The 24,314-nt window shown below is 67.8% G+C and carries 17 protein-coding genes; 10 read left to right on the forward strand and 7 right to left on the reverse strand.

Annotated elements, in window-relative coordinates; genetic code table 11:
• Both E2E27_RS16120 and E2E27_RS16125 read right to left on the reverse strand, forming a co-directional pair.
• Complete coding sequence (locus E2E27_RS16120) at positions 1–1,869, reverse strand: ShlB/FhaC/HecB family hemolysin secretion/activation protein (protein ID WP_234036096.1); 1,869 nt, start codon at positions 1,867–1,869, stop codon at positions 1–3.
• A gap of 265 nt (positions 1,870–2,134) precedes the next feature.
• Complete coding sequence (locus E2E27_RS16125; RefSeq protein WP_141460862.1) at positions 2,135–2,986, reverse strand: 4-helix bundle domain-containing protein; 852 nt, start codon at positions 2,984–2,986, stop codon at positions 2,135–2,137.
• Between the two features lie 255 nt (positions 2,987–3,241).
• Here E2E27_RS16125 and E2E27_RS16130 point away from each other — a divergent pair, with 255 nt between their 5' ends.
• From E2E27_RS16130 to E2E27_RS16140, 3 genes are all read left to right on the forward strand, one after another.
• Complete coding sequence (locus E2E27_RS16130) at positions 3,242–5,374, forward strand: S46 family peptidase (RefSeq protein ID WP_141460864.1); 2,133 nt, start codon at positions 3,242–3,244, stop codon at positions 5,372–5,374.
• Between the two features lie 103 nt (positions 5,375–5,477).
• Positions 5,478–6,464 carry a glucokinase gene (locus E2E27_RS16135; RefSeq protein WP_141461995.1) on the forward strand — a complete coding sequence of 329 codons (987 nt, stop codon included), beginning with the start codon at positions 5,478–5,480 and terminating at the stop codon, positions 6,462–6,464.
• The gene (locus E2E27_RS16140) at positions 6,461–9,235 is read left to right on the forward strand and encodes a phosphoenolpyruvate carboxylase (RefSeq protein ID WP_141460866.1); all 2,775 of its coding nucleotides are present in this window, start codon (positions 6,461–6,463) and stop codon (positions 9,233–9,235) included. The genes E2E27_RS16135 and E2E27_RS16140 overlap by 4 nt, the downstream gene beginning before the upstream one ends.
• A gap of 65 nt (positions 9,236–9,300) precedes the next feature.
• Here E2E27_RS16140 and E2E27_RS16145 read toward each other — a convergent pair whose 3' ends face one another.
• Positions 9,301–10,320 carry a LacI family DNA-binding transcriptional regulator gene (locus tag E2E27_RS16145; protein WP_141460868.1) on the reverse strand — a complete coding sequence of 340 codons (1,020 nt, stop codon included), beginning with the start codon at positions 10,318–10,320 and terminating at the stop codon, positions 9,301–9,303.
• Between the two features lie 166 nt (positions 10,321–10,486).
• Between E2E27_RS16145 and E2E27_RS16150 the strand changes: the two genes are divergently transcribed.
• The 4 genes from E2E27_RS16150 to eda all read left to right on the forward strand — a co-directional run bounded on the left by E2E27_RS16150 (position 10,487) and on the right by eda (position 15,850).
• Positions 10,487–11,902 carry a sugar MFS transporter gene (locus E2E27_RS16150; RefSeq protein ID WP_141460870.1) on the forward strand — a complete coding sequence of 472 codons (1,416 nt, stop codon included), beginning with the start codon at positions 10,487–10,489 and terminating at the stop codon, positions 11,900–11,902.
• 93 nt (positions 11,903–11,995) lie between these two features.
• Positions 11,996–13,435 carry a glucose-6-phosphate dehydrogenase gene (gene zwf / locus E2E27_RS16155; protein WP_141460872.1) on the forward strand — a complete coding sequence of 480 codons (1,440 nt, stop codon included), beginning with the start codon at positions 11,996–11,998 and terminating at the stop codon, positions 13,433–13,435.
• Entirely contained in the window at positions 13,428–15,242 is a 1,815-nt protein-coding gene (gene edd / locus E2E27_RS16160; protein WP_141460874.1) for a phosphogluconate dehydratase, read from the forward strand. The genes zwf and edd overlap by 8 nt, the downstream gene beginning before the upstream one ends.
• A complete protein-coding gene (gene eda, locus E2E27_RS16165; protein WP_141460876.1) occupies positions 15,242–15,850 on the forward strand; it encodes a bifunctional 4-hydroxy-2-oxoglutarate aldolase/2-dehydro-3-deoxy-phosphogluconate aldolase in 609 nt (202 codons plus the stop codon). Before edd ends, eda begins: the two co-directional genes overlap by 1 nt.
• Before the next feature lie 109 nt (positions 15,851–15,959).
• Here the strand turns inward: eda and E2E27_RS16170 are convergent, their stop codons facing one another.
• From E2E27_RS16170 to E2E27_RS16185, 4 genes are all read right to left on the reverse strand, one after another.
• Entirely contained in the window at positions 15,960–16,865 is a 906-nt protein-coding gene (locus E2E27_RS16170) for an alpha/beta hydrolase (protein WP_141460878.1), read from the reverse strand.
• Between the two features lie 56 nt (positions 16,866–16,921).
• A complete protein-coding gene (locus E2E27_RS16175; RefSeq protein WP_141460880.1) occupies positions 16,922–17,785 on the reverse strand; it encodes an ROK family protein in 864 nt (287 codons plus the stop codon).
• The gene (locus E2E27_RS16180) at positions 17,785–18,894 is read right to left on the reverse strand and encodes a glycoside hydrolase family 68 protein (protein WP_234036097.1); all 1,110 of its coding nucleotides are present in this window, start codon (positions 18,892–18,894) and stop codon (positions 17,785–17,787) included. Before E2E27_RS16180 ends, E2E27_RS16175 begins: the two co-directional genes overlap by 1 nt.
• A 93-nt stretch (positions 18,895–18,987) precedes the next feature.
• On the reverse strand, positions 18,988–21,459 hold the full coding sequence (locus E2E27_RS16185) for a TonB-dependent receptor domain-containing protein (protein WP_181443480.1): 2,472 nt from the start codon (positions 21,457–21,459) through the stop codon (positions 18,988–18,990).
• A gap of 177 nt (positions 21,460–21,636) precedes the next feature.
• On the opposite strand from E2E27_RS16185, the gene E2E27_RS16190 reads away from it, so the two are divergent.
• Genes E2E27_RS16190 through E2E27_RS16200 form a run of 3 tightly spaced genes read left to right on the forward strand, consistent with a single transcriptional unit; the run spans position 21,637 to position 24,313 of the window.
• Positions 21,637–22,965, forward strand: a complete 1,329-nt coding sequence (locus E2E27_RS16190; RefSeq protein WP_141460882.1) for an MFS transporter — start codon at positions 21,637–21,639, stop codon at positions 22,963–22,965.
• A gap of 8 nt (positions 22,966–22,973) precedes the next feature.
• Positions 22,974–23,996: a LacI family DNA-binding transcriptional regulator gene (locus E2E27_RS16195; RefSeq protein WP_141460884.1), complete on the forward strand. Its 1,023-nt coding sequence runs from the start codon at positions 22,974–22,976 to the stop codon at positions 23,994–23,996.
• 41 nt (positions 23,997–24,037) lie between these two features.
• Positions 24,038–24,313: a hypothetical protein gene (locus tag E2E27_RS16200; protein WP_141460886.1), complete on the forward strand. Its 276-nt coding sequence runs from the start codon at positions 24,038–24,040 to the stop codon at positions 24,311–24,313.
• The last annotated feature ends 1 nt before the right edge of the window (position 24,314 follow it).

Below are 24,314 nucleotides of genomic sequence, written 5' to 3' on the forward strand. Positions count from 1 at the left end.
TCAGAATCTCCACGGGAACAGGCGGGCGGTCAGCGTGAACAGGAAGCGCACGTCGCCCTTGTCGGCAGCAAGATCGGGACGGGTCAGCGGCACGGCGACGAGGAAATCGCCCTGCACCCCCTGCCCCCAGGCCATACGCACCCCGGCGCCTGCCGACCACAGCCGGTCGGGGTTGGTCGCGCGGCGGCTCGGATCTTCGTTCCAGACGTGGGCGACATCGGTGAATAGGTAGGTCTGCCAGGCGGTCGCGGTGACGCTTTCGGGCATCAGCGTGCCGAGCCGCACTTCGAAACTGTTCATGATCCCGCTGTCGCCCAGCACCGCGCCCGGATCATAGCCGCGCCCGATCGAGAAACTGCCCGCCGCGATCTCCTCGAAGGCGGGGAGCGCGTCGCCGGTGATCTGCGCCTGATTCTCCAGCACGAAGGCGAGCTTCGGAATCGGGCGATATTCGAGATCGGCGTTGAGCCGCAGCAGAGTGGGGGTGGGATCGGCTTCGATCCGGCTCGGCGGCGCAACCCCGCCGAACAGGCAGGCGAGCAGATTGGGGCGGCAATCGGGGCTGGCGGAGAGCACATCGAGCCCCTGCCGCACCTCGGCCGCATAGCGCAGCCGGAACTTCGGCTCGAACGGCGTGTAGCCATCAGCGCGCTGCACCGAACCGCGATCCAGCACCTCGCCCGCAACCCGCGCAAAGGCCATCCGCACCCGGTCGCGGGTCAGGGCGATGTCGTTCACGTCGACGTTCTGATCGACCAGATCGACCCCGCCATCGACATAGAGGCTGTGCTGGCGCGAACGCATCACCGGATAGCTGGCGAACAGGCTGGCGAACACGGTCTCGGCCTCGACATCGAAACCCGCGATGCCGGTGTCGGGATCGGTCTGGCTGAGTGTCAACTGCCCGCCGATCCGCAAGCCTTCGCTCCCGACCCGGAAATCGTGGCCGATCTGGACGGTCTGCTGCTCGCGGAATTCGAGCGTGCTGAACACCGCCACCGAGGTGCGGTCGCCGAGGCCGGTGACGTCGTAGATCTCGCCCCGCACCGTCCCCCCGAACCGCCCGATCGCGCGCGAGCCGAGGTTCTGGACGTTCACATCGACCATGCCCTTCTGGCGCAGCACCGCGATCTCGCCCACCAGATCGCCCGGCGCGCCGCCCGCTGCCGGACGCAGCGACAGGCGCACGTCGAGGCCCGGCAGATCGTCGGCGAGCAGCAGGTAACGCTCGGCCTCATTGGTGTTGAACACCTCGGCCTGTGTGAGCTTTTCGAGATAGCCCGCGACCAGCCGTTCCGATGGCCCTGCCTCGCCGCGCACGCGCACGGCTGTCAGCCGGCCGAACACCACGGTGAAATCGGGGATGCCGTCCGACAGGCTCTGCTCGGGAATCTCGACCGTGGCGAGATAGCCTTGGCGGCGCAGGATGGCGTTGGCCTCGGCGCGGATGTCGCACAGCACCGCCACCGGCAATTCGCGCCCGACATAGTCGGCATAGGCCGCATCCAGCGACAGGCCCGGCACCCGCTCCAGCCCGGCAAAGGCCGCGCCTTTCACGGTGAAGCGGATATCCTTGAAATCCGGCCGGTCGAGCGCGCAGGGCGGACGCTCCATATCGCCGTCGATGGTGAGCGTGGGCGCCTGCTCAGCGCGGCGCAGTTCGGGCGGAATCAGGTCGCTGCGGTTGGGCGGGGTGATGCCCGGCGGCAATGGCTGCTGCTGGGCAAGCGCGGGGCTGGCCACAGCCGCCAGCGCAAGGCCAAGCGCGGTGGCGGAGGCGGAGGCGGAGGCAGGGCGCAGCGAAAGGGCGCGCGGCGACCGGACGGGCCGATGCCACGCCGCGCGCAGGCTGGTGAAACGATGCAGCAATGTCCCCCCCAAAAGATTCGCAAACCGCAAGCGCGGCCATGCGGCCACTTTTGCCTCAGGTATGCTCCCCGCCGGATCGGGTGCCCGCGCGCCTCCCTTGCGCGTCAGGCCCCTGGCCGGTTCCTCTTCTGGGTGGACAGACTACGCCTGCGCCCCGCAAAAACAAGCGCGGTGATGCCATCGCACCTGTTATGGCACCACTTTGTCGCATTTGCACAATTGGGCGGCAGCAGGCGGATCGCCGCGCCACCCGCTGGGAAAAGCCTCAGCTCCCGGCGGCGAGCATCACCTTGGCCGAAGCGCCTGACAAGGCGCCCGGCTCTGCCGGCAGCTTGGCCGGACGCGCCGCACCGGGATAGGCCTGCTTGAGCAGCGCCAGCGCCTCGGTGATGCGGGCGTGGGCGGCCGGGTTCTCGGCCTTGATCGCCGCGCCGTGGGTGGCAAATTCGCTAGCCGCGACGGCGGCAAAGCCATAACCGTCGAGATAGGGTTCGTAGGCGTCGTTGCCGGCAAGCTGGCGATACATCGCGCTCGACCGCTCGATCATGTCGGCGATCACGCCGGTGGCGACTTTGGCGTCGCTGGCGTCGGACCTAGGAGCCTTGGTCGCGGCCTGCCGCAGCGCGGAGATGATCGCGTCATAGGCCTTGTTGACCTCGGCCACCGGCTTGCCCGCAAAGGCGGCGTCGGAGGCGGCGGTGAACAGCGGCTTCACGTCTGCCACGCCCAGCTTGGTGAAGGTCGGCTCCATATCGACCAGCACTTCGCTGACCGGGTGAGCGAACATCTCGGCAGCGGCCTGCTTATTGCCCGCCGCATAGGCATCGCGCGCGGCGGCGACGTGCGCTTCGGCGACCGCGAGCGCGATGCCATAGGCGACCGGATCGGTGGCCGCATCGGCGACCGCGACGCCGCCCTCGCCCTCGCCGCCCGCGCCGACCGCGCCTTCGCCTTCGCCCCCGGCGCTCTCGCCGCTTTCGCCTGCGACCGCCGCGTTTTCGCCGCCAGCCTCGCCCCCGGCCTCACCGCCCGCTTCGCCGCCACAGGCCGCGAGCAGCCCGCCCGCCAGCGCCGTGCCAAGGCCGAGCTGGGTCCATAGTTTCAGCGTGCTGTTCATGGCGGGCGTAATCCTTCGTTCAGGGGAGATGACCTAGTCCTGCCCCCATGGCGGGAATGATAATGGTTCGCAAGAACCTTTTGCTCGCAATGTCGCTCGCCGAACGGCGTGGGCGGTTCGTCGATGGCGCACAATGCCTCTTTCCAGCCCCCGCGCATCTGGCCTAACAGCGCGGCTTCGCCCGTTTGCGGGCCAAGCCATAGGCATCGCGTCCCAGCGGGCGCGGTGCAGCGCAATACCAAGGGGAAGCACCTGATGAAGAATTTCCTGCTCGCCGGGGCCAGCGCCCTGATGATCGCCGCGCCGGTCGCGGCTAGCGCCGATGAAGGCATGTGGCTGCCGAGCCAGACCGGCGCCATCGCCGACGAGATGAAGGCCGCCGGGCTCGAACTCGATGCCAAGACGCTGGGCGATCTCCAGCGCCCGCCGCTGACCGCGATTGCCTCGCTGGGTGGCTGTTCGGCCGCGTTCCTTTCGCCCGAGGGTCTGGTCGCGACCAACCACCACTGCGTCGCGGGATCGCTGCAGTACAATTCCTCGCCCGAGAACGACTATCTCACCAACGGCTTCCTTGCGAAGACGCTGGCCGACGAACTCCCCGCCGCGCCGGGCAGCCGGGTCTATGTGATCGAGGATCTGCGGGACGTGACCGCCGCGATGCTCAAGGGCGCCGACAAGCTCGATGGCCGCGCGCGCTACGACCGGTTGCAGGCCAACCGCACCGCGCTGATCGAGGCGTGCGAAAAGCAGGCCAACCGCCGCTGCGACGTGCGCGCCTATTTCGGCGGCGCGCAATACTGGCTCCAGCAGCAGCTCGAGATTCAGGACGTGCGCCTCGCCTATGCGCCGGCTGCGGGCGTGGGCAATTTCGGCGGCGAGAAGGACAACTGGATGTGGCCGCGCCACACCGGCGATTTCTCCTTCTACCGTGCCTATGTCGCGCCCGATGGCTCCTCGGCGCCGTTCAGCAAGGACAACGTGCCGTTCAAGCCCAAGGCGTGGCTCCCCATCGCCAAAGAGGGCGTGAAGGAAGGCGACTTCATCATGGTTGCGGGCTTCCCCGGCACCACCGAGCGGCTGCGCACCGCCGAGGAAGCGCGCTTCGAATTCGCCGAACTCCTGCCCTACCAGCAGCGGATGCTCGCGGAATATGGCGACCTGATCGACGCGCTGACCGCGGGCAATCAGGCCGCCACCATCGCCTATGCCGCGACGTTGCAGGGCGTGGAGAACTACGAGAAGAAGATCGCGGGCCAGCTGGCCGGGGCCGATGCCATCTCGCTAATCGAGAAGAAGCAGGCCGAGGAAGCCGCGTTCCGCGCGTGGATCGCGGCCGATCCCAAGCGTGAGGCGCAATATGGCCCGGCGCTCGCCGAACTCGACCGGCTGATCGCCGAAGACAATGCCGAGGCGCTGGCCGATGCCCGCCGCGGCATGCTGGGGCGCAGCCAGATGCTGAGCGCCGCAATGCGCCTCTATCGCTGGGCCAACGAGCAGGCCAAGCCGGAAAAGGACCGCGAGCCGGGCTACCAGCCGCGCGACAAGGCCTTCTTCGTGCAGTCGATGCAGCGCATCGAGCGCCGTTACGTGCCCGAAATCGAGCAGGCGATCTGGGCCGACGCGCTGGAGGAGTATCGCCAGCTCGCGCCCGAAGACCGCAACCAGAGCTTCGATGCCTTCATGGAAGGCCGCGACATCGCCTCGCTCTATGCCGCCACGCAGCTGGGCGACACCGCCACGCGCATGGCATGGATGGAAAAGCCGGTCGCCGATTTCCGCGCCAGCAACGATCCCTTCATCCAGCTGGCGGTCGCCATGTATGATGAAGGGCTCGCCAACGAAGCCGAGGCCAAGGAACGCTCCGGCACCGTCCAGAAGGCCCGGTCGAAGGTGATGCAGGCGCGCCTCGCCTACGCTGCGTCGCAGGGCAAGACGATGTATCCCGACGCCAATGGCTCGCTGCGCTTCACCTATGGCAAGGTCACCGGCAAGGCGGTCGACGGGCAGATCTGGACGCCCTTCACCACTGCCGAGGGCATCGTCGCCAAGCACACCGGCCGCGGCGAATTCGACGCGCCCGACACAATGGTGGAGCTGATCAAGGCCAAGGATTACGGCCAGTATGCCGCGCCCGAACTGGGCACGCTGCCGGTCGATTACCTCTCGACCGTGGACATCACCAACGGCAACTCGGGCTCTTCGACGCTGAACGCGCGCGGCGAGTTCGTCGGCCTCGCCTTCGACGGCACGATCGAGGGCGTGGTCAGCGACTGGATGTACGATCCGGCGATCAACCGGACCATCCATGTCGACAGCCGCTTCATGCTGTGGACCATGGACAAGGTCGACGGCGCGGATCGCCTGCTGGGCGAAATGGGCGTCAAGTAAGCCGCCCAATCTGAATAAGTATGCGGCGCGTGGGATTCCCGCGCGCCGCCTGCTACACCTTCCCGTGCTCGGGCCCGCGCGGGCCATCAACGGGGAGAGAGCGATGCAGGACGTGGTGGTGGTCGATATCGGCGGGACGCATGCCCGCTTCGCGATTGCCAGTATCGGCGACGATGGCGCGATCGCGCTCGACGAGCCTGAAACCCTCCACACCGTCGATCACGCCAGCTTCCAGACCGCCTGGCAGGCCTTCCGCGAGCGCAAGGGCGGCACCCTGCCCACGGCGGTCAGCATGGCGATTGCCGGGCCGGTCGGCAGCCCCGGCAAGCCCAATCCGGTGATCCGCTTCACCAACAACCCCTGGATCATCCGCCCCGCGCTCATCAACGAGAAGCTGGGGGTGGAGCGCTTTACCCTCGTCAATGATTTCGCCGCCGTCGCCCATGCCGTCGCGCGCGCGGACGACAGCCAGTTCCTGCATCTCGCCGGCCCCGATCAGCCCCTGGGGCGCGAGGGCACGATCAGCGTGATCGGCCCCGGCACGGGGCTCGGCGTCGCGCATCTCTACCGCAGGCCGGGCCACTACCGCGTGCAGGCGACCGAGGGCGGGCACATCGACTTCGCCCCGCTCGATTCCATCGAGGACGCGATCCTCGCCCGGCTGCGCCAGCGGCATATCCGTGTTTCGGCGGAGCGGGTGGTGGCGGGCCCCGCCATCGTCGACATCTATCAGGCATTGGCCGCGCTCGAACATCGCACCGTGCCCGAACAGGACGCGATCACGATCTGGAACCTCGGCACCAGCGGCGAAGACCCGCTCGCCGCCGCTGCGGTCGACCGCTTCTGCCTTTCGCTGGGTTCGGTCGCGGGCGACCTGGCGCTGGCGCAGGGGGGCTTTGCGGGCGTCGTGATCGCGGGCGGCCTCGGCTACCGCATCCGCGAAACGCTGCTCGCCTCGGGCTTCGGCTCGCGGTTCAAGGCCAAGGGCCGCTTCGAAAGCCTGATGGCGGGCATCCCGGTCAAGCTCATCGTTCACCCGCAGCCCGGCCTGTTCGGCGCGGCGGCGGCCTTTGCTTCGGAACATTCATGAAAACCATCGCCTCCCTCGAAGCCCGGCTGGGCGAGCTGCACCAGCGCACGCGTGAAACGCCGCTGTTCAATCCGGTGTTTCAGCTGTCGCTCGATCTGTCGCGCGCGCTGGAGGGGGGCGAGGTCAGCCTCGACGACCTGACCGCGCTGGTCGCCGAGCTGGAATGCGACGGGCTGAAGGCCCGCGCGGGCAAGCTGCGGCGGCTGCTGGCGCCGCCCGCCGATCCCGCGAGCCTCGCCGAGGATGGCGAGGATTTCGAGAGCTTCGCCGCGCGCTGGCAGCGCCCGCAGCTGCATGCGGTGTTCACCGCACACCCGACCTTCCTGCTCACCCCGGCGCAGGGCGAGGCGGTGGCGCGCGCGGCTTCGGCCGAAGGCGCGATCGGCGACGCCGCCTGCACTGTCCCCGCCGCGCGCGCGCCCGTGACGCTCGATTACGAACACGGTGCCGCGATGGCCGCGATGGCCCGTGCGCAGGACGCGCGCGATGTCATCACCGCGCGCATCCTGACCGAGGCGCAGGCGCGCTGGCCGGTGCAATGGCGCACGCTGCGCCCGCTGCCGTTCCGCTTTGCCAGCTGGGTCGGCTACGACATGGACGGGCGGACCGACATTGGCTGGCACACCTCGATCGGCTTCCGCCTCGCCGAGAAGGCCGAGCGGCTGGCGCGCTACACCGCCAGCCTCGAAACGCTTGACGCCGCCCACCCGCTGCTCGCCACGCTGAAGCCCGCCGCCGCTTTCGCCAGGGCGCGTGCCGAGGATTTCGCGGGCGATCTCTCCAGCGCCGATGCGCTCGCCTCCGCCGCCAACCGGCTGACAATGCACAGCGCGGACAACCTGCTCTCGCTCACCCCGTTGATCGCAGCGCTGGAAGCCGAGGCCGAGACTGCCGCCCCCGACCGCGCCGTCCAGCTGCTGACCCTCGCCGCCGCGATGCGCGCCGATGGGCTGGGCATGGGCTGGATCCACTTCCGCGTGAACGCCAAGCAGCTCCACAACGCGATCCGCCGCCGCCTTGGCGAGGACGAGCCGATCGACCTCGCCAGCAAGGGCGCGATCGCCACGCTTCGCCGCATGGTGGAGGAAGCCCGCCCCCTGCGCACCAATTTCGCCGCGCTCGCCACCGAAAGCTCGACCGCGATCCGTCAGTTCCTCGCGATGGCGCAGATTTTGAAGCACATCGATGCCGACGCGCCGATCCGGATGCTGGTGGCCGAGTGCGAACAGCCCGCAACGGTGCTCGCCGCGCTCTATTTCGCCAAGCTGTTCGGGGTGGAAGACAAGGTCGATGTCTCGCCCCTGTTCGAGACCGAGACCGCGCTGGAACACGGCGGCCGCTTCCTCGACGCGCTGCTGGCCGAGCCTGCCTACCGTGCCTATGCCCGCACCCGCGGGCGCGTGGCGGTGCAGACCGGGTTTTCGGATGCGGGCCGCTTCGTCGGGCAGGTGCCCGCCGCGCTCGCGATCGAGCGCCTGCAGGGCCGCCTTGCCGAAGCGATGGCCGCCAACGGCTTGTCCGACATCGCCGCGCTGGTGTTCAATACTCACGGCGAAGGCATGGGCCGCGGCGCACATCCGGCGAGCTTTGCCGACCGGCTCGAATGGCCGCTCTCCCCTTGGGCGCGGCGGCGCTTTGCGCGCGCGGGCATCCGGCTGGAGCCCGAAGTCAGCTTTCAGGGCGGCGACGGCTATCTGTTCTTCGCGACGCCCGAACTGGCGCTCGCCACGCTCACCCGCATCGCCGAACTGCGCCCGGCCGAAACCGACATGGCCGCGCCCGCCGATCCCTTCTACCACCGCACCGACATCAGCCTCGATTTCTATCGCGCGGTGAAGGAGCATCAGAGCGATCACCTCGCCAGCCGCACATATGCCCGCGCGGTGACGGCCTTCGGGCTTGGCCTGCTCAACCCCACCGGCAGCCGCGTTTCGCGCCGCCAGAGCGACATCAACGCCGACCGCGAGATGAGCTTGCGCCAGATTCGCGCGATCCCGCATAATGCGATCCTTCAGCAGCTCGGCTACCCGGTCAACATCATCGCCGGGATCGGCAGCGCGGCCGACACCAATCGCGAGGAAATTGCCGCGCTGCTCGCCGATTCCCCGCGCGGGGGCCAGATCATGCGGCTGGTGAGTGCCTCCAACGCGCTCGCCAGCATCAAGACCGTGGCGGCCTATGGCGAGCTCTACAATTCGGCCTATTGGGCGAGCCGCACCTATCGCGGGACCGAGGATCACCTGGCGGATTCCTGCGCGGCGCTGGCCGAATATCTGGTCGGCGACGACCGCACGGGCGTGTTCCGCCGCCTGGCCTCGCGCCTCCGGATCGACGCGATCAAGCTCCACCGGCTGACCGATCTGCTGCCCGAATCCATCCGGGGCGCAGCGCGGGACGAGGCGCGCGAACACGTGCGCCGCCGCATCGGGGTGCTGCAGGCGCTGCGCCTCGCGCTGCTGCAGCACATGTTCCTGAAAGCCGTCGCCGTCCCCGCCTTCAGCCGCGCCAACGACATCAGCCGCCGCGACGTGATCGAAATGGTGATGACCCTGCGCGTCGAGGAAGCCCTCGCCCAGCTGCGCCGCGCCTTCCCGGTGCGCATCCCCGGCCCGCGCGACTTCCCGCTGGACGAAGCGAGCGACTACCCGGACGGCGGCGAGGAAGGCTACGGCGCGATCGAGCGCGACTTCATGACGCCGATCGCACGGGCGCATGAATTGAGCCTCAGGATCAGCACCGCCATCGCCAACGAATTCGGCGCGCATGGTTAAGGGCGGGGTCTGCACCTTTTTCTCCTCTCCCTTCAGGGAGGGGAGTAGAAGCGTCGCGCCCTTGCCTAGCGCGCCGTGCTCCCCCGCACGATCAGGCTCACCGGCACGCGCCTGCGCGTTTCGCCGCCCTCGCCCAGCACGGCTTCGACCAGCGCCGCGCCCGCTTCGGCCGGGTCGGGAGCGATGGTGGTGAGCGGAGGGCGGCTGAAACGGCCTGCGACCAGATCGTCGAAACCCATCACGCCGACATCCTGCGGCACGGCGATGTCGGCGGCGGCAAAGGCCTCCAGCGCGCCCAGCGCCATCGCGTCGCAGGCGGCGAAGACGGCATCGACATCCTCGCCCCGCTCGATCAACCGGCGCGCCGCGCGGCGGCCTTCCTCCTCGCGGGTGGCGGCGTTGACGGTGGGGGCGAGGCACGGCTCCAGCCCCGCCGCCCGCATCGCTTCGGCATAGCCTTCATAGCGTTCGGTGAACTGCACCTGCGGCGTGTTCAGCGCGCCGAGGAAGCAGGGGCGCTTGTAGCCCGCCGTCAGCAGATGCTCGACCGCGAGGCGCCCCGCCGCGCGGTTGTCCGAACGCACCCAGTCCAATTCGTCGAAGGGCGAGCCCCAATAGGCCACCCGCCGTCCTTCGCTCTCGAGGCTGCGGAAATGCTCCCACGCCGCCTGGTTGGTGGTGGTGCCGATCACAACCAGCCCGTCGGCCCGGCCCTGTTCCTGATGGTGCCCGAAGAATTCGCCGGGCCGCGCCTGAAAGCTTACCAGCGTCTCGAACCCGCGCTCCGAAGCGGCGACGCACACCGAGCCGAGCAGCGCATAGGCAAAGGGATTGATGCTCGCCGCGCTGTCGCCTTCGCGGCATATCACCACCACCGCGAGCGTTCCGGTGGAGCCGCGCCTGAGCCGCGCGGCGCGCTCGTCGACGAAGTATCCGAGCGCCTCTGCCGCCTCGATCACCTTGCGGCGGGTCGCCTCGGCGATGGCGGGGGAGCCGGACAGCGCACGGCTGACGGTCGGCTGGCTCACCCCCGCCCGTTCCGCCACATCGAAGGATGTCGGCCGTCTTTTCGGTCCCCCGTTCATGGCCCAAGCTTCTAGGGCGGGAAGGCGCGCGCACGCAAGCGCGGCCGTGCATTTGCCCTGCATTGCTATTCGCACTGGATTTGTGCGCAGAGGTCTTGCATTTCTGGGCCAGCGCGCGGATTGTGAACGTTAGCAAAAATATTGCGCGCTATGGGAGAGAGCAGCGATGGCAATGGCACCGGGGGTGAGCGCGGCGGCGGCTGCGGGGGATGAGCTGGGCGATGAGCGCCAGATCCATGCGCCGGGGCTGAATTATTTCGTCTTCGCGCTGTTCTTCATCTTCGGCGGGATCACCAGCCTCAACGATGTCATCCTGCCCAAGCTGAAAGAGCTGTTCACGCTCAGCTACACCGAAGCGATGCTGGTGCAGTTCTGCTTTTTCACCGCCTATCTGCTGATCGGCATTCCCGGCGCGGAGCTGGTCAAGCGCGTCGGCTATATGCGCGGCGCGGTGGTCGGCCTGCTGACGATGATGGCGGGCTGCCTCTTGTTCATCCCGGCGAGCCAGACCGCGACCTATGGCCTGTTTCTGGGCGCGCTGTTTATCCTCGCGAGCGGGGTCGTGGTGGTGCAGGTCGTCACCAACCCGCTTATCAGCCTGCTCGGGCCGCAAAAGACGGTGCACAGCCGGCTGACCTTCGCGCAGGCGTTCAACAGCCTCGGCACGACGATCTTCCCGCGGGTGGGATCAAGCCTGATCCTCGGCGGGCTGGCGGGGGTTTCCGCCGCGGAGCTGAGCGGCGCGCAGCTCGACGCCTATCGCACCGCCGAAAGCGCAGCGATCGTTTCGACCTATATCGGCCTCGCCGTGGCGCTGGCGGTGATCGCGGCGGTGGTCTGGCTCTATCGCAACAAGCTTCCCGCCGATGCCGGAGCCGGACACGAGGCGGCGCTGACCACGCCCGGCCGCTATCTGGTAGGGCTGGTTCCGATCCTTGCCGGTGGCTGGCTGGTGATTCAGGGCATGGAACTTCCTGGCATCGCGCTGCTGATCGCGGGCCCGGCGGTATGGCTGTGGGGCAACCGGCTGCTGACGCGCACGCGCTTTTCCTTCGGGGCGGCCTGCATCTTCCTCTATGTCGGGGCCGAGGTCGCGATCGGCTCGCTGATCGTCAATTACCTGATGCAGCCGGGCGTCATGGGCCTGACCGAGCGGGCGGCGGGCGATCTCATCTTCCTCTACTGGGGCGGCGCGCTGGTGGGGCGGATCATCGGTTCGGCGGTGCTGCGCTTCGTCAGCCCCGGCATGGTGCTGGCGGGCGTGGCGGTGGGCGCGATCGCGCTGGTGCTGTTCTCCACCAGCGCGAGCGGGACGACGGCGGGCTACAGCCTGCTGGCGGTGGGCCTGATGAATTCGATCATGTTCCCGACGATCTTCAGCCTCGCCTGCGAGAAGCTCGGCGCGAAGGCGGCGGATGGTTCGGGGATCATCAACATCGCGATCTTCGGCGGCGCGGTGATCCCGCTGCTGACCGGCATGCTCGCCGATGCCAGCGGCAGCCTCGGCACCGCGATGCTGCTCCCGATCGCCTGCTACGCCATCATCGCGGGCTTCGGATTCTACGCGAGAAAACCCGCCTGAGGCCCTGTCCGGCTTGAATAAGTATGCGCGAAGCTGGCACGTAGGGCCCCGCGCGCCTAGGTAGGGCGCGACGCTACAAGGGGCCCCTCGCGCATGAGCTTCACTGCCGACCGTCTGCTGCTGTTCGGAGCCACCGGCGACCTTGCCCAGCGGATGCTGCTGCCAAGCCTTTTCGCGCTCGATGCCGACGGGCTGCTCGCGCCCGGTCTCAAGATCATCGGCACCGCCCGCAGCGCAATGTCGGACAGCGAATACCGCAACTTCGCGCGCGCGGCGCTGGAGAAATATCTCCCTGCCGAGCGGCGCGGGCGGATGGCGGATTTCCTCAACCGGCTGAGCTATCAGACGCTCGATGCGACCACGCTCGAAGGCTATGACGATCTGGCGAAGAAGGTCGGCAATCCGAAGAACGGCCTTGCCATCTTCCTCTCCACCGCGCCGAGCCTGTTCGGGCCGACCATCAAGGGGCTGCAATCGGCCGGGCTGACGGGCGCCAATGTGCGCATGTGCCTCGAAAAGCCGCTGGGCACGGACCTTGCCACCAGTTGCGAGATCAACGACGCGGTGGCCGAGGCCTTCCCGGAAGAGCGGATTTTCCGGATCGACCACTATCTCGGCAAGGAGACGGTGCAGAACCTGCTCGCGCTGCGCTTTGCCAACATCATGTTCGAGCCACTGTGGAACGCGGCGCATATCGACCATGTGCAGATCACGGTGGCCGAGACCGTGGGCCTCGAAGGGCGCGTCGCCTTCTACGACGATGCCGGCGCGATCCGCGACATGGTGCAGAACCATATGCTCCAGCTGCTCGCATTGGTGGCGATGGAGCCCCCCGCCCATTTCGATGCGACCGCGGTGCGCGACGAGAAGGTCAAGGTGCTGCGCGCGCTGCGCGATGTCGGCAAGGGCGAGACCGTCACCGGGCAATACCGCGCGGGCGCGATCGGCGGCAACGCGGTTCCGGGCTATGACGAGGAGCTGGGCAAGCCTTCGGACACCGAAACCTTCGTCGCGATCAAGGCCCATGTCGACAACTGGCGCTGGAAGGGCGTGCCCTTCTACCTGCGCACCGGCAAGCGAATGCCCAAGCGCGTCACCGAGATCGTGATCCAGTTCCGCTGCGTGCCGCACAGCATTTTCGCGGGCAAGGGCGCGACGATGCAGCCCAACCGGCTGGTGATCGGCATTCAGCCCGAAGAGAACATCACCCTCTCGCTGATGGCCAAGGTGCCCGGGCTCGACCGTGAGGGCATTCGCCTGCGCTCCGTCCCACTCAACATCGCCATGCCCGATGCCTTCAGTGGCGCGGTGCGGCGCATCGCCTATGAACGCCTGCTGCTCGATCTGGTCGAGGGCGACCAGACGCTGTTCGTGCGCCGCGACGAGGTCGAGGCGCAGTGGGAATGGGTCGATGCGATCCGCGCGCTGTGGGATGCCGAGGGCCTGACCCCCAAGACCTATACCGCCGGCAGCTGGGGCCCCTCTGCGGCCATCGCGCTGGCCGAACGCGACGGAGTAACGTGGCATGAATAAGCCCCTCAACGATACCCTCCACCGGGTGACGCAGCGCGTGATCGAACGTTCGAAGCCTTCCCGGCAGGCGTATCTCGACCTGATCCGGCGCGAAGGCGACAACATGGGAGAGCGCAGCGCGGTGTCGTGCTCCAACCTCGCCCACGCCTATGCGGGCGCTCAAGAGGATCAGGCGGCGCTGATGACCGGCAAGGGTGCCAATTTCGGGATCGTCACCGCCTATAACGATATGCTGAGCGCCCATCAGCCCTATGGCCGCTATCCCGACCGGCTAAAGGTCTACGCGCGCGAGATCGGCGCCACCGCGCAGGTTGCGGGCGGCACCCCGGCGATGTGCGACGGGGTGACGCAGGGCGAGACGGGGATGGAGTTGTCGCTGTTCAGCCGCGATGTGATCGCGCTCAGCACCGCCGTTGCCCTGTCCCACGCGATGTATGACGGCGCGCTGATGCTCGGCATTTGCGACAAGATCGTGCCGGGCCTGCTCATGGGGAGCTTGCGCTTCGGCCACCTGCCGACGATCTTCGTGCCCAGCGGGCCCATGCCCACCGGCATCCCCAACAAGGAAAAACAGCGCGTCCGCCAGCTCTATGCCGAAGGTAAGGCGACCCGCGCCGAACTGCTCGAAAGCGAGATGAAGAGCTATCACTCGCCGGGCACCTGCACCTTCTTCGGCACCGCCAATTCCAACCAGATGATGATGGAGATGATGGGCCTGCACATTCCGGGCAGCGCCTTCATCCAGCCCGGCACGCAATTGCGGCAGGCGCTCGACCGCGAGGCAGTTCACCGGGTCGCGCAGATCGGGCGGAAGGGCGAGGATTACCGTCCGCTGGGCCATGTCGTCGACGAGAAGGCGATCATCAACGCCGCCGTCGGCCTGCTCGCCACCGGGGGATCGACCAATCACGCGATTCACCTGCCCGCGATGGCGCGCGCGGCAGGCGTGATCTTCGACTGGGACGACCTTTCCGAACTGTCGAGCGCCGTGCCGCTGATCGCGCAGGTCTATCCCAACGGCTCGGGCGATGTGAACAACTTCCACAACGCCGGGGGCATGGGCTACGTGATCGGCGAATTGCTCTCCGCAGGGCTCGCCCACCCCGACATCCTCACCGTGGGACGCGGCGATTTCAGCGACTACGCCCGCGAGCCGGGGCTCGACGGGGAAGCGCTGGTGTGGCGCGAAGTCGGCCCCTCGGGCGACGACACGATGCTGCGCACGGTCGCGAACCCTTTCAAGCCCGATGGCGGGATGCGGCTGCTTCAAGGCAATTTGGGGCGCGCCTGCTTCAAGACCTCGGCGGTGGATGAAAGCCGCTGGACGATCGAGGCTCCGGCCCGCGTGTTTCAGGATCAGGCCAGCGTCAACGCCGCCTTCAAGGCGGGCGAGCTCGACCGCGACGTGGTGGTTGTCGTGCGCTTTCAGGGCCCGCGCGCCAACGGGATGCCCGAACTCCACAAGCTCACCCCGGCGCTGGGCGTGCTGCAGGATCGCGGGCACAAGGTAGCGCTGGTCACTGACGGGCGGATGTCAGGCGCGAGCGGCAAGGTGCCTTGCGCGATCCACTGCACGCCCGAAGCGCTGGGCGACGGCCCGCTGGCCCGTCTTCGCGATGGCGACATGGTGAAGGTTTGTGCCGTCACCGGGACACTCTCGACCACCGCCGACCTGTCCTCGCGCGAGCCTGCCACCGACCCGCAGCCCGACATGGGCACGGGCCGCGAATTGTTCGGCATGATGCGCCGATTTGCCGACGGGGCCGAACAAGGGGCCAGCGCGATGCTCGCCACCGGAGGAATGTAATGAATATCGACGCCATCATGCGCACCGCGCCGGTCATCCCGGTGATCGTGATCGAGGACGAAGCCCACGCCGTGCCGCTCGCCGAGGCGCTGGTCGCAGGCGGTCTGCGCGTGCTCGAAGTCACATTGCGCACCCCTGCCGCGCTCCCCGCGATCCGGGCGATGAAGCAGGTCGAAGGCGCAATCGTCGGCGCGGGCACCGTCACCAACCCGCGCGAGCTCGATGCGGCGCTCGAAGCCGGGAGCGAGTTCATCGTCTCCCCCGGCCTCACCGACAATTTGGGCAAGGCGGCGGTAGCGAGCGGCGTGCCCTTCCTCCCTGGCATCGCCAATGCGGGCGACATCATGCGCGGGCTGGATCTGGGGCTCGACCGCTTCAAGTTCTTCCCGGCGATGGCGGCGGGCGGATTGCCTGCGTTGAAGGCGCTCGCCGCGCCCTTCGGCCAGTGCCGTTTCTGCCCCACCGGCGGGATCAGCCTCGACAACGCGGCCGAATGGCTCGCCTTCGATCCCGTGCTGTGCGTGGGCGGTTCCTGGGTCTCCCCCAAGGGCGCGCCCGACAAGGCGGTGGTGGAGCGGCTGGCGCGCGAGGCTTTCGGCTTGCGCTGATACCAGACACCGTTCGCCCTGAGCATGTCGAAGGGCCGCATTTTCTTTCAGCTACTGGCGCAGAAAAGAGAACGGTGCTTCGACAAGCTCAGCACGAACGGGGTTTGTTTTACTTCCTCAGCAGCCAACCGAAAATCTCCGGCAGGCGCGCGGCCCAGGCGTTCTCTTCGTGCTCGGCGCCTTCATAGACCCGGCTCTCCCAGTCGCGGCCCCGCTGCCAACCTGCCGCCGCAAACCGCGCGTCCACGACCTGCTGGTAGGGCGCATAGAACTGGTCGAGCGTGGCCGTGCCGTGGTCCAGCCACACCCGCCGTCCCTCGGGCGCGCCCAGCCTCGCGGCGAACCATGCGTCCCACAACGCCTTTACGCTGGCGCTCTCCCCTTCGACCGCGCGCGGATCGACCGCAGGCCAGTGCGACGAGACGCACCCCGCCCGCCCGAACACCTCCGGCGCTTCGAGAAAGGCGTAGCAGCTCATCAGCCCGCCCATGCTCGATCCGACGATGGCGGTATCGTCCCGCCCGGGCCGGGTGCGGAAGGCGGTGTCGACCCATGACTTGAGCGGCCCGGTCAGCCAGGCGAGATAGCGGTCCGACACCACCGCGCCGCCCGCCGCCGCATCCATCTGCGCGCGCAAGGATGGCGGCGCGGCGTCATAGGCGCTGCGGGGCAGGTATTGGCGATAACGGTCAGCCCCCGGTGCCCAGATGCCCACGATGATATGCGGTTCGACCTCGCCGCTTTCCATCGCCGCCAGCATCGCCTGATCGGCGGCCCAGATCTTGTTGAAGTTGGACTTGGTCACGTCGAACAGGTTGTGCCCGTCATGCATATAGAGGACGGGGTAGCGCTGCATGGAGCCGTCATAGCCGGGGGGCAGCCAGATCGTCAGGCGCTGGTCGGGCAGGCCCGCAGCGGCGATGCGCTCGTATTCGAGCAGGCGGCCACGGTCCTCGGCTCTGAGCGGCAGAGCCAGCGCAAGCAGGGCCAGCAGCGCGGCAAGGTGGCGGAACATGGCGGCTCTCCTCCGGGTCTCTCGGGAGAGGACTATCGCGGGGAGACAGCGGCGCTTCAAGCCCCGAGCGCCGCCTCGGCCAGCATCAGCGCGCCGGTGATCCCGGAATCGCTGCCGAGCCGCGGGCGGATGATCGCGTGACGCGCGCCGCCGGGGAAGTAGCCCGCGTCCAGTTCGAGGGCGCGGGCAGCGATGCGCTCGACGAGGCCGGGGGTGTTGGACACGCCGCCGCCCAGCACCACCTCGCCCACCGCGAGGCTGGCGAACAGGGTGTGGCAGGCCTGCGCGATGGTCTCGGCGATGATCGCGTGGGCCGGGTGATCGGCGGGCAGCTCGGAGAGCGAAGCACCCCAGCGCGCGGCGATGGCGGGGCCGCTGGCGAGGCCTTCGAGGCAGTCGCCATGCACCGGGCAGATGCCGGGAAAGTGGCGGTCGTCGGCGTGGCGGCGGGGGTAGAGGTGCCCCATCTCGGGGTGGGCGATGCCGTGGACGGGCTTGCCATCCACCACCAGCCCGCCGCCGATGCCGGTGCCGATGGTGAGGTAGGCGAGGCCGCCCTCGCCCCCGCCCGCCGCGACGTGCTCGGCGAGGGCTGCGGCGTTGACGTCGGTGTCGAAGCCGACCGGCACGCCCAGCGTCTGGCCCAGCCAGCCGGCGATGTCGCAGTCGGCCCAGCCGGGCTTGGGGGTGTTGGTGATGAAGCCCCACTTGGGCGACCGGCGATCGAGCTCGACCGGGCCGAAGCTGCCGATGCCGAGCGCGGTGAGGCCTCCGCCCTGCCCCGCCAGCCACTCGGCCGCCTCGGTCAGCGTGGTCTCGGGGGTGCGGGTGGGGATGGTGTGGCGGGCGATGATGCGGCCGGGCGAGGGGCCGACCGCGAGCACGAACTTGGTGCCGCCCGCCTCGATGCCCGCGAGCATCAGGCCGCGCGCTCCGGCGTCAGCGCGGAGAGGTGCGCGCGCTCGCCATCGAGCGTCAGGTGGAGCAGCGGGGCGGGCACGCCGCCGAATCCGCCGCCGGGCAGGACATCGACGAAGGAACACACGGTGAGGCTCGCATCGACATACCAGCTGTAAGTCTGCTGCGGCCGGTCCACGGGGTTGGCGAGCACCAGTCCGGTGCCGTTCAATGGCCGCCACGGCCCTGCCATGCTGTCCGCGACCATGCCGTAGAGCCCTCCCGGTGCGTGGCGCAGGCCTTCGGCGAAGGTCGAAGTCTGCGTCGACCAGAAGGCGTAGTAGCGTCCGGCGTGAAACACCAGATGCGCGCGTTCGAGCTCGTTGTTGACGCCCTCGGCATGGAGCAGCGGAGCGAGCAGTTCCCAGCCCGCAGCATCCTTGCGGGCGATCCCGAAGGCCCCGTTGAAGGCGCTGGCCGATCCCGCCAGCGAGGCGGTGAAGGCGAGGTAGTCGGTGCCGTCCGCCGGGTCGCGAAAGAAGGCGGGGTCACGGAAGGCCTTGATCTTGCCCGCCTCGCCCTCGTGCGCATCGGCGGGCATGTAATGCGGGCCGTAGCCCGTCACCAACGGCGCGGGTTGCGACCAGCCCTGCGGCCAGCCATCCGCTCCGAGCGACGCGTGCGCAGCCCACAGCTCTTGCTGGTAACCCCCGGCCATGGCGCTCGTCCCGGCGGCGGTGAAGAACAGCGTCACCACACCCTCGTCCAGCAAGGCCGATCCGGCCCACTCGCGCTCGTAAGGCACGGCGAAGTCGGGGAGCACCGGGCCGCAATCGCTCCAGCCCTCGCCCACCCGCTCGATCCAGTGGATCTTGGCCTCGAAGTGCCGGAGCGCCGGGTCGCCGCGGTCGGGCGCGGTCAGCGCCATCCACATGGCACGGCCCGCCAGCGTCACACGCTCACCGCGCGCGTCCTGCACCGGCCACATGTCCCAGTAGTAGCGCGCCGGATCGAGCCCGGAGCGGTCCGGCTCGCCCACGGGCGGGATCAGCGCCGCCGCGCCACTCTCGGGCCCGAGCGCTCGCACATGTTCGGCTGTCCAGGCGCTGGTCATGGCGGCAGTCTTTTCCATTTCATGCATCACAAGACAGGCTGGCCGCACGCACCCCAAGTCTTGGGGGAGAGCAGGTGCGGCGGCCAGCCCATGGGCCTCGGCGGCGGTTCGTCAGAAGTCGAACCGCACCGAAGCAAGCACCGTGCGCCCGGCGATCGAACGCGCCCGGACGATGGCGTTGCCCGGGATCGAACCCTCTTCCGCTTCGGTATAGCCAGTGGCGTTGAACAGGTTCTGGGCGTTCAGACCCACCTCGATCCGCTCGATCGGGCGGAAGGCGAGGAAGGCGTTGACTTGCGCGAAGGCGGGCAGGATCAGATCATTGTTGTCCTGCGTGTAGCTTTCGGTGGTGCCGACGATGTTCGCGCCCAGCGTGAACTTGTCGGCATCGTACTGCGCGGTCGCTTGATAGACGAGATCGGCTTGCCGGCGCGGCGTGTTGCCGATGGTCGCGGTGTTGAGCGCATCCTTGATCTCGGCATCGGTCCAGGTCGCACCCGCCGAGAGGCTGAACGGCCCGCTGCGATAGCTGCCTTCCAGCTCGATCCCGAAGGCCTCGAAGGTGGTGTCGAACAGCACCAGCGGGGCGATATCGACATTGGTTTCCGAGGTTTCGGCGTAGAAGCCGGTGGCGTAGAGCGCGAGGCCGCCGGACTGATACTTCAGACCCGCCTCGAGCTGGTCGACCCGCGCGACCACCCCGGCATCGCCGCCCGGCAGGCTGCCGTCGGTGGTGCTGACCGCCGGGCTGAACAGCGAACGGTCCGCGGTGTGGCGGCCACCCTGGCTGTAGCGCGCGAAGATCCCCAGATCGTCGGTCAGGAGGTAATTCGCGCCCAGCGAGAAGCTGAAGTAATCGAAGTCGTAATTGACCGGGCGCGCATTGGTGAGCGGCAGCACCGCGGTCTGCGCTTCGGCGGGGCTGATCGTGCCGTCGTTGTCGAAATCGAAGCTGGCGATCCCGGCACCGAAGCCGCTGTCCGATCCGGTGATCGTGCCGCTGGCATCGCCGTAATCGTAGCGGATCGAGGCGTCGATCGTCAGGCGGTCGAAATCGAGCGAGACCGAGGCGAAGGGCGCATAGGTCGAATAATCGACATCATAGCTGCGGCGGCAGCAATTGCCGAAGAAGCTGGCGCTGTAGCCGACCGTCCCGTTCTGGGTAACCAAATCGCCGTCCGCATCGCGGATGTCGACCAGCACCGCCCGCCCGTTGCCTTCGACGGTCTGCACATGGCTGGTCCACAGCCAATCGGTATCGACCGTCTGGCGCGACATGTAGAAGCCGGTGGTGAAGTTGGCCGTGCCGCCGCCGACATCGAATTCCTTGTTCACGCGGAAATCGTTGGTGACATTGTCGAGGCTGTTGAGGCGGACGTTGAAGACCACGATGTTGGCGAGGATGCCATTGCCGCCGATATTGGCGGCATTGGCGACCTGCCCGGCATTGGGGCCGGTGGCGAATTCGATGGTCGAGCCTGCGCCGCCGATGCCGTTGGCGATGGTCTGCGCAGAGTCCGCCCCGGCCGGAAAGGGCGACTGAAAGCTGCCCGAATTGTCGGCGAAGCGGAAGCGGTTGGTCAGCGTCCAGCCGCCGCCCACGTCGATCTCGGCCTCGATCCCGAAGGCCTTGGACTGAACCGAAAGACCGTCACGGAAGTCGTAGCTGGCCGGGTTGTTGCCGCCGTCGAGGCTGACCGCCGGGGTCAGGAAGGGGCTGTAAAGCGAATCGGTGCGCGGGTCGAAACCGGGGATCGCCTGATAGTCGGGATTGCCGCCGGTGCCGGTGACGCGGACGGGCTGCGGCAGGATCGTGGGGGTTGTGTCGTCGAGATACTTGGCATGGAAGCGCACGTATCCGCCGTCGAATTCCTTGGTGATGTTGGCCTTGATCTGGCCGCCGTCATAGCCGTTGTAGCCGATGTCGCGCGGGCCTTCGCCGGTGCGGTAGAAGCCGCCGAGGTGGAAGTAGAGATCGTCGGCCAGCGGCGCGCCGTAATCGAAATCGAGCCGGTAGCTTTCGAAATCGAGGCCGACCGAACCCTGGATCGCGCCGCCTTCGACCGCACCGGTCTTGGAAATGAAGTTGATCACCGCACCCGGCGCGTTCGAGGCGAAGGTCGAGGCCGAACCGCCGCGCACCGCTTCGACGCGGGCGACCGAGCGATCGGCGCGCAGTAAGTTGTCGGCATTGCCGAAGATGATGTCGCCGAATTCGAGGATCGGCAGCCCGTCTTCCTGAAGCTGGATGTAGCGCGCACCACCGGTCGAAACCGGGATACCGCGCACCGCGATATTGGCATTGCCCTCGCCGCCCGAGGCTTCCGAGCGGATGCCCGGGATCTGGCGGATAAGGTCAGCCGAGGATGGCGGATTGAGATTGGTCAGTGTGTCGGCGCCGATGGTGCTGACCGAGACCGAGCTTTCGATCCGGTTCTGCCCGCGCGCAACCGCGGTGACGATGATTTCCTCGCCCTCGGCCTCGGCAGCGACATCGCCGGCGACATTGTCCTGAGCAAAGGCGGGGGCCATCAGCAGGCCGGACAGGGCTGCACTGGCGCAAAGCGCATAACGCAATTTCATGGCTGTTCTCCTCTCGGGTGCGCGCTTCTGTGGCGGCGACGACCTATGGCCTAACCATCTTGCAAACGTTTGCAACAGGAATCTTGCAAACGTTTGCAAAAGACGTGGAAACATGTCACTTCTGTGCCACAGCATGGCATAGACCATGTATAAAAGGGTTTGGGAGTGAGGCATCATATGTCGGAAAAGCCGCGCCTTTCGCTGCTGCGAATCATCGAGATGAACATCGGCTTCTTCGGCCTGCAATTCAGCTTCGGATTGCAGCAGGCCAACATGGGGCCGATCTACGGCTTTCTCGGCGCGGACGAGGCTTCGATGCCGCTGCTGTGGCTGGCGGGGCCGATGACAGGCCTCATCATCCAGCCGATCATCGGCGCGATGAGCGATCGGACCAACACCCGCCTTGGCCGCCGCACGCCCTATTTCCTGATCGGCGCGGTAATCTGCACGCTCTCGCTGTTCGCGATGCCCTATTCCTCGGCCCTGTGGATGGCGGCGAGCCTGTTGTGGATCCTCGATGCGGGCAACAACATCACGATGGAGCCCTACCGCGCCTATGTCGCCGACCGACTCGCCCCCGACCAGCGATCGACCGGCTTCCTCACGCAGAGCGCCTTTACCGGCCTTGCCCAGACGCTTTCCTACCTCGCACCCAGCCTGCTGACCGCCTTCGTCGCGAAGGACGTGCTGGACGCCAATGGCATTCCGGTGATCGTTCGAATCGCCTTCATCATCGGCGCGATCCTCTCGATCTCGACCATCGTGTGGTCGGTGTGGCGGGTGCGCGAACTGCCCCTGTCGCCCGAGGAACAGGCCGAGCTCGCCGCCAAGCCGCTGACGGTGCGCGCCACCTTCGCCGAAATCCGCGACGCGATCCGCGACATGCCGCGCCCGATGCGCCAGCTGGCAGGCGCGATGCTGTGCCAGTGGTATGCGATGTTCGCCTACTGGCAGTACATCACCTTCGCGGTGGGGCGCTCGCTCTACGACACCGCCGATCCGGCGAGCGCTGCCTTCCGCGAGGCGACGCTGACCACCCAGCAGGCGGGCGCGCTCTACAATTTCATCGCTTTCCTCGGCGCGCTGGTGCTGATCCCCGTGGTGCGCCGCTTCGGCGCGCGTCACACCCATGCCGCCTGCCTTGCCGCCTCGGGCGCGGCGATGCTGCTGATTCCGGGCGTTTCGACCCCGCTCGCGCTGTTCTTGCTGATGATCGGCATCGGCATCGGCTGGGCGGGGATGATGGGCAACACCTATGTCATGCTCGCCGACTGCATCCCGCCGGAACGGAACGGCATCTACATGGGGATCTTCAACCTCTTCATCGTGATCCCGATGCTGATCCAGACGCTCACCATGCCGCTGATCTACCGCCCGTTGCTGGGCGGCGATCCGCGCCATGTGCTGATGCTGGGCGGGGTCTTGATGCTGGCGGGTGCGGTGGCTACGCTGCTGGTGGACGCCGGGCATCGTGCCACGCGCGACCAAGAACTGGCCCTTCACTAGGAACCCCCATGCCCGACCGGGACACCAAGGCGACGGTCCGCACCATCACCGATCTGGCCCGGCTGGCGGGAGTCTCGCCCGGCACGGTCAGCCGCGCGCTGGCGGGCAAGAGCCTCGTCAACGCGCAGACGCGCGAGAAGATCGAACAGCTGGCGCGCGAACACGGCTTCCGCCCCAACCAGATGGCGAGCGGACTTCGCCGTCAGAAGACCGGGGTGATCGGCGTGGTCATCCCGCTGGGGCATGACAGCCGCCAGCAGATTTCCGACAGCTTCTTCATGACCTTGCTGGGCTTTCTTGCCGATGAGCTGACGCAGCACGGCTACGACCTGATGCTGCGCCGCGTGGTGCCCGAAACCGACTCCGACTGGCTCGAACGGTTCATCGGATCGGGCATGATCGACGGGGTGATCGTGATCGGCCAGTCCGACCAGTTCGACCGGATCGAGGAGGTCGCCGATGGCTACACGCCGATGGTCGTCTGGGGCAACCATGCCGAAGGCCAGCGCCACTGCGTCGTGGGCAGCGACAATCGGCTCGGCGGCAGGCTCGCGGCGGAGCGGCTGATCGCAGGGGGCGCAAAGCGGATCGCCTTTCTCGGCGATACCACCGCGATCGAATTCGCCGCGCGCCTTGCCGGAGCGCAGGATGTCGCCGCGCGCATGGGGCTGCCCCCGGTGCTGGCGCTCCCAACTCACCTTTCTCCCGACCGTGCGAGCGAGGAAATCGCGGGCCACCTTGCCGCCTATGCGGGTGAGATCGACGGGATCTTCGCCGCCACCGACACGCTCGCCGCGCTGTGCCTCACCGAACTGCGCCGTCAGGGGATCGCCGTGCCCGATGATGTGCGGCTAGTCGGGTTCGACGATCTGCCCATCGCGCGCCAGACGGTGCCGCCGCTGACCACCGTGCATCAGGATATCGCCGCCGGTGCGCGCGGGCTGGTCGATCTGCTGCTTCGGCGGATGGCGGGTGACACCACCGAAAGCCTCGTCCTGCCGCCCGAATTGGTGGTGCGCGAAACCGCCTGAGCGCTTGCCACCGCCCATGTGCGCCCCTAGGGCCAGCCGCGATGGACATGGCCGACCTTCTCCAGCGCTATTTCGGCACCCGCGACCTTGCGGAGGTGTCTCCAGCCGCGCTTCCCGCCGGGACCGAGCGGATGCGGGTGGATCTCGGCATGACCGCCGATCCCGGCCAGCGCTTTGCCCTGTGGAGCCTGCTTCTGGTTCTGGGCGAGGCTCCCGATCTCGATGTCGCCTTCGAAGACGAGGAAAGCCGCGAGGCTGCGCGCAACCTGATGGATCTCATCGCCGCCGCCTCTCCGGACAAGGCCCCGCCTGAATAGG

The organism is Porphyrobacter sp. YT40 (assembly GCF_006542605.1).
Lineage (GTDB): Bacteria > Pseudomonadota > Alphaproteobacteria > Sphingomonadales > Sphingomonadaceae > Erythrobacter.

Coding starts and splice junctions, on each gene's coding strand:
- E2E27_RS16125 (WP_141460862.1), bottom strand. CDS start 2,986: ATGAACAGCACGCTGAAACTATGGACCCAGCTCGGCCTTGGCACGGCG.
- E2E27_RS16130 (WP_141460864.1), top strand. CDS start 3,242: ATGAAGAATTTCCTGCTCGCCGGGGCCAGCGCCCTGATGATCGCCGCG.
- E2E27_RS16135 (WP_141461995.1), top strand. CDS start 5,478: ATGCAGGACGTGGTGGTGGTCGATATCGGCGGGACGCATGCCCGCTTC.
- E2E27_RS16140 (WP_141460866.1), top strand. CDS start 6,461: ATGAAAACCATCGCCTCCCTCGAAGCCCGGCTGGGCGAGCTGCACCAG.
- E2E27_RS16145 (WP_141460868.1), bottom strand. CDS start 10,320: ATGAACGGGGGACCGAAAAGACGGCCGACATCCTTCGATGTGGCGGAA.
- E2E27_RS16150 (WP_141460870.1), top strand. CDS start 10,487: ATGGCAATGGCACCGGGGGTGAGCGCGGCGGCGGCTGCGGGGGATGAG.
- zwf (WP_141460872.1), top strand. CDS start 11,996: ATGAGCTTCACTGCCGACCGTCTGCTGCTGTTCGGAGCCACCGGCGAC.
- edd (WP_141460874.1), top strand. CDS start 13,428: ATGAATAAGCCCCTCAACGATACCCTCCACCGGGTGACGCAGCGCGTG.
- eda (WP_141460876.1), top strand. CDS start 15,242: ATGAATATCGACGCCATCATGCGCACCGCGCCGGTCATCCCGGTGATC.
- E2E27_RS16170 (WP_141460878.1), bottom strand. CDS start 16,865: ATGTTCCGCCACCTTGCCGCGCTGCTGGCCCTGCTTGCGCTGGCTCTG.
- E2E27_RS16175 (WP_141460880.1), bottom strand. CDS start 17,785: ATGCTCGCGGGCATCGAGGCGGGCGGCACCAAGTTCGTGCTCGCGGTC.
- E2E27_RS16180 (WP_234036097.1), bottom strand. CDS start 18,894: ATGGAAAAGACTGCCGCCATGACCAGCGCCTGGACAGCCGAACATGTG.
- E2E27_RS16185 (WP_181443480.1), bottom strand. CDS start 21,459: ATGAAATTGCGTTATGCGCTTTGCGCCAGTGCAGCCCTGTCCGGCCTG.
- E2E27_RS16190 (WP_141460882.1), top strand. CDS start 21,637: ATGTCGGAAAAGCCGCGCCTTTCGCTGCTGCGAATCATCGAGATGAAC.
- E2E27_RS16195 (WP_141460884.1), top strand. CDS start 22,974: ATGCCCGACCGGGACACCAAGGCGACGGTCCGCACCATCACCGATCTG.
- E2E27_RS16200 (WP_141460886.1), top strand. CDS start 24,038: ATGGACATGGCCGACCTTCTCCAGCGCTATTTCGGCACCCGCGACCTT.